This is a genomic window from Nocardia sp. NRRL S-836 (assembly GCF_001279525.1).
In the GTDB taxonomy this organism is placed as follows: domain Bacteria; phylum Actinomycetota; class Actinomycetes; order Mycobacteriales; family Pseudonocardiaceae; genus Lentzea.
Genome location: NZ_LGDY01000120.1, coordinates 78,678 through 92,182, shown reverse-complemented (window position 1 = coordinate 92,182; position 13,505 = coordinate 78,678). Strand labels below are relative to the sequence as shown.

Annotated in this window: 13 protein-coding genes; 7 read left to right on the top strand and 6 right to left on the bottom strand. The window is 69.7% G+C overall.

The window, feature by feature from the left end:
• The 4 genes from ADL03_RS48895 to ADL03_RS31550 all read left to right on the top strand — a co-directional run.
• The coding region (locus tag ADL03_RS48895) for a hypothetical protein (RefSeq protein ID WP_197288806.1) at nucleotides 1–1,490 on the top strand (1,490 nt) is incomplete at its 5' end.
• Between the two features lie 5 nt (nucleotides 1,491–1,495).
• On the top strand, nucleotides 1,496–1,837 hold the full coding sequence (locus ADL03_RS31560) for a toxin-antitoxin system YwqK family antitoxin (RefSeq protein WP_063798771.1): 342 nt from the start codon (nucleotides 1,496–1,498) through the stop codon (nucleotides 1,835–1,837).
• Nucleotides 1,838–1,896: 59 nt separating this feature from the next.
• Nucleotides 1,897–2,259 (top strand): toxin-antitoxin system YwqK family antitoxin, encoded by a 363-nt coding sequence (locus ADL03_RS31555; RefSeq protein ID WP_053737236.1) that lies wholly within the window; start codon nucleotides 1,897–1,899, stop codon nucleotides 2,257–2,259.
• A gap of 176 nt (nucleotides 2,260–2,435) precedes the next feature.
• On the top strand, nucleotides 2,436–3,317 hold the full coding sequence (locus tag ADL03_RS31550; RefSeq protein ID WP_053737235.1) for a hypothetical protein: 882 nt from the start codon (nucleotides 2,436–2,438) through the stop codon (nucleotides 3,315–3,317).
• A 54-nt stretch (nucleotides 3,318–3,371) separates the two neighbouring features.
• On the opposite strand, the gene ADL03_RS31545 is transcribed toward ADL03_RS31550, so the two are convergent.
• A complete protein-coding gene (locus ADL03_RS31545) occupies nucleotides 3,372–4,532 on the bottom strand; it encodes a glycosyltransferase 87 family protein (protein ID WP_053737234.1) in 1,161 nt (386 codons plus the stop codon).
• A gap of 144 nt (nucleotides 4,533–4,676) precedes the next feature.
• On the opposite strand from ADL03_RS31545, the gene ADL03_RS31540 reads away from it, so the two are divergent.
• Both ADL03_RS31540 and ADL03_RS31535 read left to right on the top strand, forming a co-directional pair.
• Nucleotides 4,677–5,261, top strand: coding sequence for a hypothetical protein (locus ADL03_RS31540; protein WP_053737244.1), 585 nt, complete (start codon nucleotides 4,677–4,679; stop codon nucleotides 5,259–5,261).
• A 29-nt stretch (nucleotides 5,262–5,290) separates the two neighbouring features.
• Nucleotides 5,291–5,947, top strand: coding sequence for an RES family NAD+ phosphorylase (locus ADL03_RS31535; protein ID WP_053737233.1), 657 nt, complete (start codon nucleotides 5,291–5,293; stop codon nucleotides 5,945–5,947).
• Here the strand turns inward: ADL03_RS31535 and ADL03_RS31530 are convergent.
• The 4 genes from ADL03_RS31530 to ADL03_RS31515 form a co-directional block, all read right to left on the bottom strand.
• Nucleotides 5,929–6,429 (bottom strand): hypothetical protein, encoded by a 501-nt coding sequence (locus ADL03_RS31530; RefSeq protein ID WP_157529515.1) that lies wholly within the window; start codon nucleotides 6,427–6,429, stop codon nucleotides 5,929–5,931. The two genes, ADL03_RS31535 and ADL03_RS31530, sit on opposite strands and share 19 nt — an antisense overlap.
• Entirely contained in the window at nucleotides 6,413–6,616 is a 204-nt protein-coding gene (locus ADL03_RS31525; protein WP_053737231.1) for a hypothetical protein, read from the bottom strand. Before ADL03_RS31525 ends, ADL03_RS31530 begins: the two co-directional genes overlap by 17 nt.
• Before the next feature lie 84 nt (nucleotides 6,617–6,700).
• Entirely contained in the window at nucleotides 6,701–8,776 is a 2,076-nt protein-coding gene (locus ADL03_RS31520) for an NB-ARC domain-containing protein (protein WP_053737230.1), read from the bottom strand.
• A gap of 314 nt (nucleotides 8,777–9,090) precedes the next feature.
• Nucleotides 9,091–10,947: a S9 family peptidase gene (locus ADL03_RS31515; RefSeq protein ID WP_053737229.1), complete on the bottom strand. Its 1,857-nt coding sequence runs from the start codon at nucleotides 10,945–10,947 to the stop codon at nucleotides 9,091–9,093.
• Between the two features lie 89 nt (nucleotides 10,948–11,036).
• Here ADL03_RS31515 and ADL03_RS31510 point away from each other — a divergent pair, with 89 nt between their 5' ends.
• Nucleotides 11,037–12,239: an amidohydrolase family protein gene (locus tag ADL03_RS31510; protein WP_053737228.1), complete on the top strand. Its 1,203-nt coding sequence runs from the start codon at nucleotides 11,037–11,039 to the stop codon at nucleotides 12,237–12,239.
• Here the strand turns inward: ADL03_RS31510 and ADL03_RS31505 are convergent, their stop codons facing one another.
• Nucleotides 12,240–13,220: a TerC family protein gene (locus ADL03_RS31505; protein ID WP_197288811.1), complete on the bottom strand. Its 981-nt coding sequence runs from the start codon at nucleotides 13,218–13,220 to the stop codon at nucleotides 12,240–12,242.
• Nucleotides 13,221–13,505: the final 285 nt, after the last annotated feature.

Below are 13,505 nucleotides of genomic sequence, written 5' to 3'. Positions count from 1 at the left end.
ACCCCGACTCGCCCCACGGCCGCGACGCGGACACCCCGCACCCCGGCCCGGCCGCCGACAAACCGCACGACACCCCCGACAAGTCCCACGACAGCGACCCCACCACGCACGACCCCGACGCCCCACCCGCGGACCGCCCGTCCCCGGACGAGGCCCACCAGCGCCACGCCGAAACCACCGAGGCCGGCGTCTCCCACCACGGCGGCGACCCGAACATGGGCGACCTCCCGCACCGCGTGCCGAACGACCCGCGCTACTTCACCGCGGACGTCCACGTCACCCCGGACGGCAGGGCCCGCGTCGGCGGCCACGACTACACCCCGGCCGAGTACGCGGACATGTTGCGCCGCAGCGGTTACGACGGCAGCAAGCCGGTCCGCCTGATCGGCTGCGACGCGGGCAGCAACGACTTCGCCAAGCAGCTCTCCAAGCACCTCGACGCCCCGGTCCTCGCCCCCACCAAGCCGGCCTGGACCGACACCCACGGCCGCGTCTTCACAAGCGACGCCGAGCTCCACCCCGACGGCACCCGCCAGCCGAAGATCCCGCCGAACGGCGAGTGGGAGACCCACCACCCGGACGGCACGAAGACGAAGACCGGCGACGACGGCTACGCCCCGGACAGCGACCGCCACGACGGCACGGACACCGACGGCGCCGTCGACCGTGGTGACCCTCCCTACGAGCGGGACCCGGAGTTCGCGCACCACCCGGACGACCTGCCGCCGACCCGCGCGGAGGCGCAGGTGCTGGAGCAGCTCGACCTCGACAGGTGCCAGCCGCTCGACGAGAACGGTCTCATCACGCACTACAACGGGGAACCGATCGAGCAGTACCTGAACAGGGTGCTCGAAGACCGCGCCAAGCTGATCGAGAACAAGATCGCCGACGGCACGATCAAACCGCCGAACCACCCCGCGCAGAACATCCAGAAGTACGCGAACAACAACGTGGTGTGCACCTCGGTCGCGGTCGACCGGCAGACCGGGAAGATCTACGAATCGGTCAACGGTTCGAACACGGACCTGATTCCGGAGGACAAGCTCCACCCCGCATTGGCCGCGCGCCGCGAGGCCATGATGAACAATCCTCCGCCCGACGGCGACGGTTTGGGCTACACGCAGCCGGACCGCAGTCCCGACCGGCTCGGGCAGCCGCTGCTCGACAGGAACGGTGAGGAGTTCCGCACTCCGTTCCCCATCAACGACGCGCCGACGAGGCACGCCGAGGTCAAGAACGTCAACCAGATGTTGCTGGACCGCGGGGTGCCGCCGGACGTCTCGCCGGAGGAGCTGCGCAAGATCCTGGGCGAAATGCGCGTGGACAACGCTTTCACGCCCGCGAAGGTCGGCGCGGTCCGGGACGGGCGGTTCCCGGACACGGCGCAATGCTGCGCGAACTGCACGCGCATGATCGATGGCGTGCCCAGCTCCGCTGGTAAGCTCACCCACCCACCTGGTGACCCACGGCTCCAGGTCCTGCCGGAGTGATGAACATGCGTGTGAACATCGAAGACACCGAGGACGACTACAACGGTGTCCTTTACGAAGGAACCCCGTTCACCGGCGAAGTGGTGGAGGTTGGTACCAACGGCAACCTCATCTCGCTCTACACCTATTACACCGGCGTGCAGGACGGCCCCTACTCCGAGTGGTACGGGCCCGACCGCCCGTTCAAGCAAGGCATGATGAAGTTCGGCATGCCCAACGGCGTGAACCGGCAGTGGCACCCCAACGGACAGCTGGCGCTCGAAACGGAGTTCGACGACCAGGGACGCCAGCTCTACCGCAGGGAATGGGACGAGAACGGCACGCTGACCTACGAACACGTCGCTTGAGCGAAGCCAGCCGCCGCTTTCGGTGAACAGATCATCCGCGTGGAGACATCGAGGATTCGTTGCGCATCGACAGCACGGAGTCGTACCTGGACGAGACGGCGCGCGTCCACCACGACGGCGAGCTCTTCGACGGCGAGGTCGAGACCAGGGATGCCACCGGCACCGTCATCGACCTGACCACCTACTGGCAGGGAATCCCTCACGGCCCTCACTCGGCCTGGTACCCGAGCGGCCGGATACGCCAGCAAGGCGTGCACAACGCCGGGACAGCGGTCGGTGAGTGGCGGAAGTGGCACCCCAACGGCCGCCTCGCCGAGTTGCGGACGTTCGATCCCCAGGGCCGGCAACTCACGCGCCGGCGGTGGGACAGCGACGGCAACCTCGTCGAAGAGAAGACAACCGGCACCACGCAAAGCCTCTGAGCGCCCACGCAAAGCACCACGCACGACACCCACCCCTGGCAGCACCGCGGGGGAACCACACGAAGATCAACACCCTCAGAACCAGTGCGAACGGCCGGAGTCACCGACCGGCCCGCACGCGTGGCGGCAGCCCGATAAGATCAGCGCGGTTTGACGGGGAGAGGGGCGAGGAGCACATGGGCCAGCCAGCGACACCGCTGAGCGAGCAGGAACAGCAGCAGCTCGTGCGGCAGATCGGCCGAGCCATGCTGCCGGCGATGCCGCAGGGCTGGCAGCGCATCCGTGCCGAGTACCGCGCGGCGGGCCGGCACATCGAGGTCGACCTGGCGTTCGCGGGGCCCGATGGGCAGCTGCGGCCGGTGCGGCCGCCGATGGACGTGGTGCAGCTCTTCGGCCAGCTGCGCGGTGGCATGTACCAGGCGGACCGCGGCACGTGGCTGAGCGCGGTGTACGAGATCGAGGCGCCGGCGGCGTTCACGGTCGACTTCAACGCCGAGGAGGAGCCGCGCTGGCGCAACACGCCGCCGCCGATCGGGTTCCGCGACGAGCTGCAGACGTTCCCGCGGCCGGACCACCTCATCCCGGACTGGTGGCGTCAGCGCGTCGGCCTGCCGCCGCTGCCCCAGCCGGAGCCGGAGCCCCAGCAGGAGTTCCAGGTTCCGCCGCAGGACCTGGGCGGGCAGCAGTCCGCCGAGCTGCGCACGGCGCGGGTGTACGACGGCAAGAACGACGACGGCCGCATCGTGGTGAACCGCCAGCCGGTCGACCCGCAGCTGGTGGACAACCTGCTCGCCTACCTGGAGACGGCGCCGGTCGTGCTGGCCGCGCGCAGCTTCGACGTGGACGAGTTCTCCGCGAACGGCGAGCAGGACGTTCCGCTCAACTTCCGCACCGACGGCACCTGGGTCTGGGCCGGCGCGGTGCCGCACTACCTGCGCAAGTACGGTCTGCCGCCGGAGCCGGAGCTGGTCGCGCACGCGGTCGCGCGCGGCTTCCGGATCGGCGAGGTCAGTGAGGCGGCGCAGGAACGCGCGGTCTCGCTCATCACCGGCCAGTAGCCAGCTGACACCCGGTACCGCCTCTCCCCGCGGGGAGAGGCGGTACCGGTGTTCTCAGCCCGTGGTTGCGACAGCGGGACGGCGTGCCCGGACCGCGAGCGCGACCAGCACGGCGATTCCGGCGAACACGTAGAGGTTGCCGATGACCTGCTGCCACCACTCCCACTGCTGTTCCACGTCGTTGTCGCGCGGGAACAGCCAGTGCGGCCCGACGGCGAACACTGCGATCACCAGCCACGACGCCCAGTGCCGCAGCAGCGCCGGCCGTGACAGCAGCACCAGCGCGGGCCCGATCCAGATCCAGTGGTGCCCCCACGAGACCGGCGAGATCAGCAGCCCGCCGAGCGCCACCACGAAGAACGCCTCGACCTCGCCGACGCGTGCGGCGACCCACCACGTGAGCGCCACGACCAGCAACGACAGCACGACCCAGGTGAGCACCTGGGGTCCGTCCTCCAGGCCGAAGCGGGCCAGCACGCCGCGGATCGACTGGTTCGAGGCGTAGGTCAGGCGCCCGACGCGGCCGGGGTCGAGCAGCGCGTGCGTCCAGTACTCGCGCGCGTCACCGAACGCGATCAGGAACCCCAGCAGGCCGAACACGAGGAACGACCCGATCGACACGAGCACCGGCTTCCACTGGCGGCGCGCGACGAAGAACAACGCGAAGAACGCCGGCGTCAGCTTGATCGCCGCGGCCAGTCCGATCAGGGCGCCGCGCGGCCACCAGCGGGTGCGTTCCAGCAGGCAGTCGGCCATCACGAGCACGCCGAGCAGCAGGTTGACCTGCCCGAACCAGAGCGTCTCGCGCAGCGGGTCGAAGATCGACGACACGGCCGCCGCACCCAGGCCCCACTTCACGGCCTCGGGGCCCCAGCCGACCACGCGTGCGGCGGCGATCAGGCACAGCGTCGTGAGGAACGCCAGGTTCGCCACCACCACCGCGAGGATCGCGACGACGAGCGGCACCAGCGCCAGCAGGCTGAACAGCGCCGCGGCGGCCGGCGGGTAGGTGAAGGGCAGGTCGGGGCCACCGAGCGGCTTCGCGAAGCCCTCGACGTACAGCGGCAGGCCCTGCAGCAGCGCGTCACCGCCGTTGCGGTAGACGCGCAGGTCGAGCGACCACCCCGGCGGGCGGAGCAGGACGTACGTCAGCGTGCCGATCATGACGACGGCCCACGCCACGACGACGCGCTTGGCTCCCCGGTCCAACTGCATCGGGGAATCCTAGCGATGCACGGGTTGAGGCCCACGTCACGGACATCAAGCCGGATTTCTCACGTAGCGTCGTTGCGTGGACGCAGAACGTGGAACTCTGTTGGTGGAGCGCACAAGAGCGCACGGGCGGGCTATCCTGTGCGCATGAGCCCCGCTCTGGAGACCGTGCTGGCAAAGGCCGGCCTGCAGGTGACCCCTGACGAGTTCCTCGCGCTCGTGACCGATGCCGCGCGCAGGCTCGCCCCACCTCATCCGGAGCCGGCCAGCTACTTCACCTCCGAACAGGCCACGGCGCTCGCCGACGTGGGCCTCGACCTGTCCCCGGCCGGCTCGTCGGACGCCAGGCCGCGCACCCGCACCGTGGTCGCCCACGCGGTCCTGCGCGACTCCGCGCTGACCGTCGCCGACGCGGCCCGCCAGCTCCAGGTCGACACGAGCCGCATCCGCCACCGCCTCGGCGTCGGCCGGCTGGTCGGCTGGAAGGACCGCGGCAGCTGGCGCCTGCCCGCCTGGCAGTTCGCCAGCACCGGCGTCCTGCCCGGCCTGGAGGCCGTGCTCGCCGCCGTGCCCACCGACCAACCGGCACTCGTCGTCGCCGCGTTCATGACCACCGCCCAGGAGGACCTGCTGGTCGACGGCAAGCCCGCGACACCCCGCGACTGGCTCCTCGCAGGAGGGGACGCGCGCCTCGTCGCCGACCTGGTCTCCGTGCTCGGCACCCCCGCCTGAGCCGTTCCCGAACACCCGACAGGACCCGAATGTCACGGCTTCCGCAGCCGCCTGCCCCTGCCGTGCTCCAGGCGCACCTGCGCCGCACCGAGGACGTCGTGGCCGTCCACCGCGCCACCCGCCTGGTGCGCGTCTTCACGGCCAAGGGCTCGCACCCGCAGCGCTGGAACTCGTTCCGCTACGCCGGCCCGCTGCCCCACGCCCGTTTCGACGCCCAGGCCCCCACCGCCGACGGCAAACCGGCCCCCGACCACGAGAACGGCGTCCTGTACTTCGGGCTCTCCGTCCGCACCTCCATCGCCGAGGTCTTCCAGGCCACCTCGATGGTCGACCGCCGCACCCGCTCCCCGTTCCTCGTCGTCCTGCGCCCGCGCCGCACCCTGCGGCTGCTGGACCTGGGCGGCCTGTGGCCGACGCGCGTGGGCGCCTCGCAGGAGATCTCGACCGGCCCGAAACAGGTCACGCAGGCCTGGGCGCGCGCGATCAGGGCGGCGTACCCGGAGCTGGACGGCCTCTGGTACCGGTCGTCGATGGACTCCGGCGACCCGGCCGTGTGCCTGTGGGACCCGCCGGGCGCGTCCGGTCTGCCCGCGGCACCGGACGTGCTGCTGCCGCTCGACCATCCGGGGCTGGACCTGCCGCTCGCGCGCGTGTGCGAGGAGCTGAATTACACGCTCCTGGGCTGAGCTCCCCGCACCAGCCGGTCGCCGGTCTCGTCACGCGGCACCAGCGTGCGATGCAGGTACAGCGCTTCCGTGGTGGCCGCCAGGGTAGCGTCGAACTCGTTCAGCGCCGCCAGACACCGCGCCCGCAACGCGAACGACGAGGCGAACCACGCACCGTCATCGCCGGGGTGCAGGCGGGTGGACGCCGTCGCGTGCTCCAGCGCCAGCTCGTGCATTCCCCGCGCCGTGTACATGGCGGACAACGCTTCCTCGCAGTGCGCCTGCTGCGTGCGGTCGCCCGACCGCAACGCGAACGCCGCCGCGAGCCGCACCACGCGTTCCGCCTCCTCCCACTCCGCCACCCGGCAGAGCGCCCGACCGAGTCCTCTGTGGACACGGACCAGCGCCAGCGGGTTGCCGAGCCGGTGCACCGAGGCGATCGCAGCCCGGTACACGGCCGCGTAGTCACGCCAATGTCCCTGCGTGTCAAGGTAGCTGCGCATCGTCCACTCGAGTCCAGCGCCGCTTCCAGCTGGTCGAGTTCGTCGCGCCCCCGTTGAACGTCGCGACCTCGAGCGGCAGCTGCCGCGGCACCACCTCGGGCGCCTGCGGGTGGATGTGCACGCCACCGTGCACGACCCCGGCCTGGACGATCGCGCCGTGCACCGTCCCGGACACCGTGTTGCCCACCGGAACACCATCACGCCGCAGCGGCCGCGAAAACAGCGGCTGAACGGGTCCAACACGGCCGTGGTGGACCGGCCGGTCCCCGAGTCAGTGGTGATCGAGCTCGGCGAGCTTTCGCTTCACCTCCACCAGGGCCGCACGCCGCAGCCCCTCCAGGATCACGAGTGCCTCCTCCCAGGCGGCACGGGCGTCCTCCGGCCGGTCGAGTGCGCGATGCACGTCGCCGATGTGTTCGAGGGCCTCGGCGATGCCCGGCCGGTTGCCGAGGTGCCGGTGCAGTGCAAGCGCTTCCGCACCGGTCCGCATGGCGGGCTCGAACTCGCCCCTGCCGAGCTGGATGAGGCAGATCGTGGTGAGCGCCTCTGCCTCACCGGTCTCGTCGTTGCGCCGCGACAGTCCTCGATGCGCCTTCAACGCCGCTTCGGAGTGCTCCAACGCCTCGTCGAACCGGTGCAACGCCGCGTAGCACCGGCCCGCCACGTTGAGCGCGAACGCTCGCCACACCGGGTTGTCGCCGACCGGGTGCAGGTCGACCGCGGCCTGCGCGTGGACGAGAGCACGGTCGTGCAGCTGTCGTTCCGAGTACAGCCAGGACAGTGCCTCGTGGCTGTGCGCCTCCTGTCTGCGGTCACCGGTCCGCCGGGTGAAGTCCAGTGCCAGCCGCAGTACGCGTTCCGCCTCGTCCCACTCGGACAACCTGCTGAGAGCCCTGCCGAGTCCTCTGTGGATTCGTGCCTGCGCGAACGGGTCGGCCAAGCGGTTCACCGAGTCGATCGCCGCGCGGTAGACCGACTCGTAGTCGCGCCAATGGCCGTGGGTGTCGAGGTAGCTCCGCAGCGCCAGCGCGAGCAGCCACGCGTGCTGGTCGAACCCGGCGGCTGCCGCGTGGCCGACCATGCCGGTCAGCACGGCGTGCTCGGCGGTGAACCACCGGCCCGCGTCAGCGGGTTCGGTGAAGGTGACCGGAGCGACGACCGGATCGAGCAGTGGCAGCTCGACACCGACCCGTTTCACCACCAATGCCCGATCGCCCGCCCAGGCCGAGTGCAGGTAGAAGCCGAGCATCCGGCGTTGCGCCGCGTCATCGGCCCCGGCCAGTTCCCTGGCGAAGACCCTGAGCAGGTCGTGGAAGCGGTACCGACCGGGCAGGTACTGTTCCACGAGCGTGGCGCGAACCAGTTCGCGCAACAGCTTGCGACATCCGGTCACCGGCAGTCCGGCGAGAGCGGCGGCCGCGCGCACGTCGACATCGGGGCCGGGGTGCAGACCGAGCAACCGGAACAACCGCGCGGCGGGTTCGGTCAGAGCACGAACCGACCAGGAGAAGACCGCTCTGGGACCGAAGTCCTCGTCCAGTTCGAGGGCTTCGAGCCGTTCGGCGCGCAGCTCCTCGACCAGCCCGGCGATGGAGTCCGTGTCCCGCGCATCGATGCGAGCGGCGACGATGCTCAGCGCGAGCGGCAGGCCGGCACACAGCTCGACCAGGTCCGCGAGCGTCGCCTGGTCCACGTCGCCGAGCCGGTCCCTCAGCAGCGCCACGGCTTCGCCATCCGGCAGGAGGTCAAGCCGCAACTGCGTGGCACTGTGTTGGGCGACCAGGCTGTCCAGGCGGTTGCGGCTGGTGATGAGCACGAAGCAGCCCGGCCCACCCGGCAGCAGCGGACGCACCTGGGCGGCTTCCCGCACGTTGTCGAGCACTACGAGCACCCGCTGACCGGCGACCTTGCTGCGGAACAACGCGGCCTGCGCATCGAGACCGATCGGGACCGCGTCGCCCGGTACGCCGAGCGCGTCGAGGAAACCGCGCACCGCCTCAGCCGGGGACATCGGCTCCCGGTCGGGCTCGAACCCACGCATGTTGACGTACAGCTGCCCGTCCGGGAACCGCCCGGCCACGCGGTGGGCCCAGTGCAGGGCCAACGCGGTCTTGCCGACGCCGGCTGTGCCGTTGACCGCGGAGATGACCACCGCATCCGAGCTCGCCGTCGATTCGAGCTGAGCGAGCAGGTCGAGCTCGGCCTGCCTTCCGCTGAACTTGTGCACACCCGCGGGGAGCTGCTGTGGCACCGCAGCGTCGGGTGCGGCGTGCACGTTGACGTCGCCGTACACGTCCCGCACCTGCACCACCGCGCCGTGCACCGTCCCGGACACCGTGTTGTCCACCGGAACACCATCACGCCGGAGCGGGCGCGGAAACAGCGGCCGAACGGGTCAGTTCGTCAGGCGCACCAGGCCGATCGTTCTGCGGCAGATCGGCTCATGGTCGCCCTTGGGGGCATGAACGTCGAACGTACTGCCGCCGCGCACACCGCCCCCGCGCGCTTCCTCATATGCGGAACGCGCGAACGCCCGATTCAGTTCCCTGCCTGTCCACAGGCTACCGAAGAACCGATAACCGCAGGTCAGAACCCCGTCAGCCTGTGGACAACTCGCGATCAAGACTCACAAGCAAGACACTCACGACCAACAACCAGCCGTCACAGATAGCGGCCCCACCACTCCAGCACCGCGTCGAACCGCTGCTTGCGATGCCGAGGCTGCCCGGACCGGGTCAGCTCGTGCCCCTCGCCCGGGAAGATCAGCATCTCCGCCTCGACGCCGCGCCGGCGCAGGGCCACGAACATGCGCTGGGCCTGTTCGAGGGGGCAGCGCCAGTCCTGCTCGGAGTGCACGACGGCGAACGGGATGTTGATCTTCTCGGCGTAGGTCAGCGGGCTCATCGCGCGCTGTGCTTCCGGGTCGGGGCCGCAGTAGGCGTCCGGGAAGTAGTAGCCGATGTCGGAGCTGCCGGAGAAGGAGTCCCAGGCGTTCACCGCGCGCTCGCTCCAGGCCGCGCGGAAACGTTCGCCGTGGTGGGCGGAGAGCCAAGAGGCCATGAAGCCGCCGTAGGAGCCGCCCATGACGCCGACGCGGTCGGCGTCGCAGTCCGGGCGGGCGAGTGCGACGTCCAGGAGGGAGAGGACGTCGTCGACGTCGACGGTGCCGAACTTGCCGATGACGGCCTGGCCGTGGGCCTGGCCGTAGCCGGCGGAGCCGCGCGGGTTCGGCAGGACGACGGCGTAGCCGGCGGTGGCGTAGACCTGGGCCTCGTCGAAGAAGCCCCAGCTGTGGTACATGAACGGGCCGCCGTGCACGGCCAGCACGACCGGGTGCGGGCCGTCGCCGTCGGGGAGCACGAGCCAGCCGTGCACCTCGTACCCGTCGGACGCGGTGCCCGTCAGCTCCACGACGCGGCGGGTCGGGACCGAGCTGAACGAGGTGCGCACGCCGGTGCCGACGAACTCCACCTCGCCGGCCGAGTCCGGAGTGGACACCACGGCGACCACAGTGGACCCGTCCGAGGCGAACGACCGCACCGCCGCCGAAGTGCCCGTGAGCACCTCGCCGGGGCCGCCGGACAACGGGATGCGCCGCAGTTCCAGCGCGCCGCGGTTGCGCACGACGAGCAGGACGTCCGAGCCGTCCACGACCGGTGGGCCGGAAAGCCGTTCGACGTCCACGGTTTCCTCGTCGGTCAGCCGCTCGGGGGCGCCGGAGCCGTCCAGCGGTGCGCGCCACAGGCCCATGTTGCGGGCCACGGCGTCGATGCCGGTGAACTCCGTGCCGAGCCAGTAGACGAACGAGTCCACGGCGAACGGCATCGACATCTCGCCCAGGCCGCGCATCAGGAGTGACGCTGTGCCACCGGAAGCGGACACCGTGTAGAGGTCGTTGAACAACGTCTCGGTCGCGCCGAAGTCCCGTGGCGCCGAGAACACCAGGTCCGAATCGGACAGCCACGCCGGGTCGGAGACGTCGTAGGAGCCGTCGGTCAGCTCGGTCACCGCGCCGTCGAGGTCGACGACGTGCAGCCGCGGCCGGCGGTCGAGCAGGAAGCCGACGTCGTCGACGCGGTAGTCCAGGCGCGTGATGCGGCGCGGTGCCTCGGACTCGGGGCCGTCGTCGGTCGTGCCGTAGCGGCCGGCCTCGGGCACGCGGGCCACGAAGGCGATCCGCGTCGAGTCGGGCGACCACACCGGGGCGCCGGCGCCCAGCGGCAGGTCGGTCAGCTTGCGGGGCTCGCCACCGGCGACCGGCATGACGTGCAGCTGCGGCTTCGACTTGCCGGAAACGCGCAGGAAAGCGACCCATGCGCCGTCGGGGGAAATACGCTGGGCATGGTCACGGTCACCGTGTGTCCACGATGTCGTGCTGCCGTCGGGGTGGACCCGGTGCAGACCACCCCGGTAGGTGTTGGTGGCGAGGTCGGGCGTGGCGATGCTGACCAGCACCAGGTCTCCGGACACCGCGACGGTGCCGGGCGTGGTGAGCAGCTCCAGGTCTTCGGGGCGCACGGCACGGACGGTAACAGGTTTCGTTAGCAACGCTCACAACGTTTTGTTGACCGATCACAAAAATTGACTCGCCACATAGATTTCCGCGTATGACGCGCATCGTGTTCTCCGGTGGACGGGTCTTCACCGGCACAACGACCGAGCCAGGCGACGTGGTGGTCGAGGGCGACCGCATCGTCGACGTGGGAACCGACCTCGACGGCGACACCAGGGTCGACGCCACCGGCCACACGCTCCTGCCGGGGCTGTTCGACTGCCACGTGCACTTCATGTTCAGCGGCGCCGACCTGGTCCGCGACCTGAACACGCCGTTCTCGCTGCCCTTCTACCAGGCCATCGGCAACATGCGCGCCACGCTCGACTGCGGCATCACGACCGTCCGCGACGCGCTCGGCGCCGACCTCGGTGTCGCGGAGGCGGTGCGCAGGGGGCTCATCACCGGGCCGCGCATGCAGATCGCGATCAACATGGTGTCGCAGACCGGCGGTCACAACGACGACTGGATGCAGTGCGGGGCGCACGTCAGCCCGCCGCTGCACCCCGGCCTGCCCGACACCGTCGCGGACGGGCCGGAGGAGCTGCGCAAGGTCATCCGCACGCTGGTCCGCCACGGCGCGGACATCATCAAGATCGCGTCCAGCGGCGGTGTGATGTCACCGCGCAGCAACCCGCGGCACGCGCACTTCCGCGACGACGAGATCGCGATGATCGTGCAGGAGGCCAACGCCGCCGGCATCGCGGTGATGTCGCACGCGATGAGCGGCGACGGCATCCTCACCGCCGTGCGCAACGGCGTGCGGTCCATCGAGCACGGCGTCTTCCTCACCGACGAGGGCGTCGAGGAAATGATCAAGAACGGCACCTGGCTCGTGCCCACGCTGATGGCCCCGCGGATGGTGCTCGACCAGGCCGCCAAGGGTGTCGCGATCTCCGACGTGATCATGGAGAAGGCGAAGATGGTGGTGGCGCAGCACTTCCAGTCGTTCCAGAAGGCGCACCAGGCGGGCGTGAAGATCGCGATGGGCACCGACTCGGGCGTGGGGCCGCACGGCGACAACCTCACCGAGCTGACCCTGATGACCGAGTACGGCATGACGCCCGCCGAGGCGCTGCACGCCACCACGCGGTCCGCGGCGGCGTTGCTGCGCCTGGAGAACGAGCTCGGCGAGCTCGCACCGGGCAAGCTCGCCGATCTGGTTCTCGTGGAGGGGGACGCCGAGCAGCACGTGAAGGCCGGAACGCTGAAGCAGGCCGTCCGCGCCGTCTACCAGAACGGCGTCCCCGTGGGCTAGCTAGTGGTCCGCACCGACGTGCTTGGCGGCTTCCGGGTGGCGCTTCACCTTGAGCAGGCTGGCGATCGTCGTGATCGCCAGCACGCCGATGATCACCGACAGCGAGACCTCGATGCCGATCGTGGGCACGTGGAACGGCTCGCCGCCGTTGAGGAACGGCAGGGTGTTCGTGTGCAGCGCCTCCAGGATCAGCTTCACGCCGATGAAGCCGAGGATCACCGACAGGCCGATCGACAGGTAGACGAGCTTCGCGAGCAGGCCACCGAGCAGGAAGTACAGCTGGCGCAGGCCCATCAGCGCGAAGGCGTTGGCCGTGAACACCAGGAACGGCTCCTTGGTGAGGCCGAAGATCGCGGGGATCGAGTCGAGCGCGAAGAGCAGGTCGGTGGAGCCGATCGCGACCATCACGATGAACATCGGGGTCACGTAGCGCTTGCCGTCGATCTTGATGAACGACTTGGCGTCGTGGAACTCGTTCGTGACCGGGAAAACCTTGCGCACCATGCGGAGCATGAGGTTCTCCTTGAACTCCTCCTCGTCGTCGTGGTTGTCCCTCGCCAGCTGCCAGCCGGTGTAGATGAGGAACGCGCCGAAGATGAAGAAGACCCAGCTGAACTTCGCGATGAGCGCCGCGCCGAGTGCGATGAAGATGCCGCGCATGACGAGCGCGAGCAGGATGCCGATCAGCAGCACCTTGTGCTGGTGGATCGCGGGCACCTTGAACGTCGTCATGATGATCAAGAAGATGAACAGGTTGTCGACGCTCAGGGAGTACTCGGTGATGTACCCCGCGAAGAACTCCGTCGCGTACTGACCACCGGAGAAGTACCAGATGCCGGCGCCGAAGAGGGCAGCCATGGCCACGTAGAAGACCACCCACCGGGCGGCTTCACCGATCGTCACCTCATGGGGTTTCCGATCGACGATGACGAGGTCGACAGCGAGCAGGACGAGCAGACCTACGATCGTCGCGATCCACATCCATGCGGGGACGTTCACAACTCAACCTCCGGGATCTCAGCGCACGCCAAATGACCCGGAGGTCTCCTCCGCCGCCGAGATGATCTCTCGAACGACCGACGGCACCGGGAGCCCGACGCTGGACTCCGTACTGACGACACCGCCGCTTAGGGAGTACTCCCCTCCATGCTGCGCCAATATTGTGCGGCACGAAGGGCGGTTAGCGCCACACAGGGTGAGTAGACCCACGCGAACAGGCGTCAGGGGAATACGTTCCGTGGCGTACCGGAGGGAACCTGAAGGACG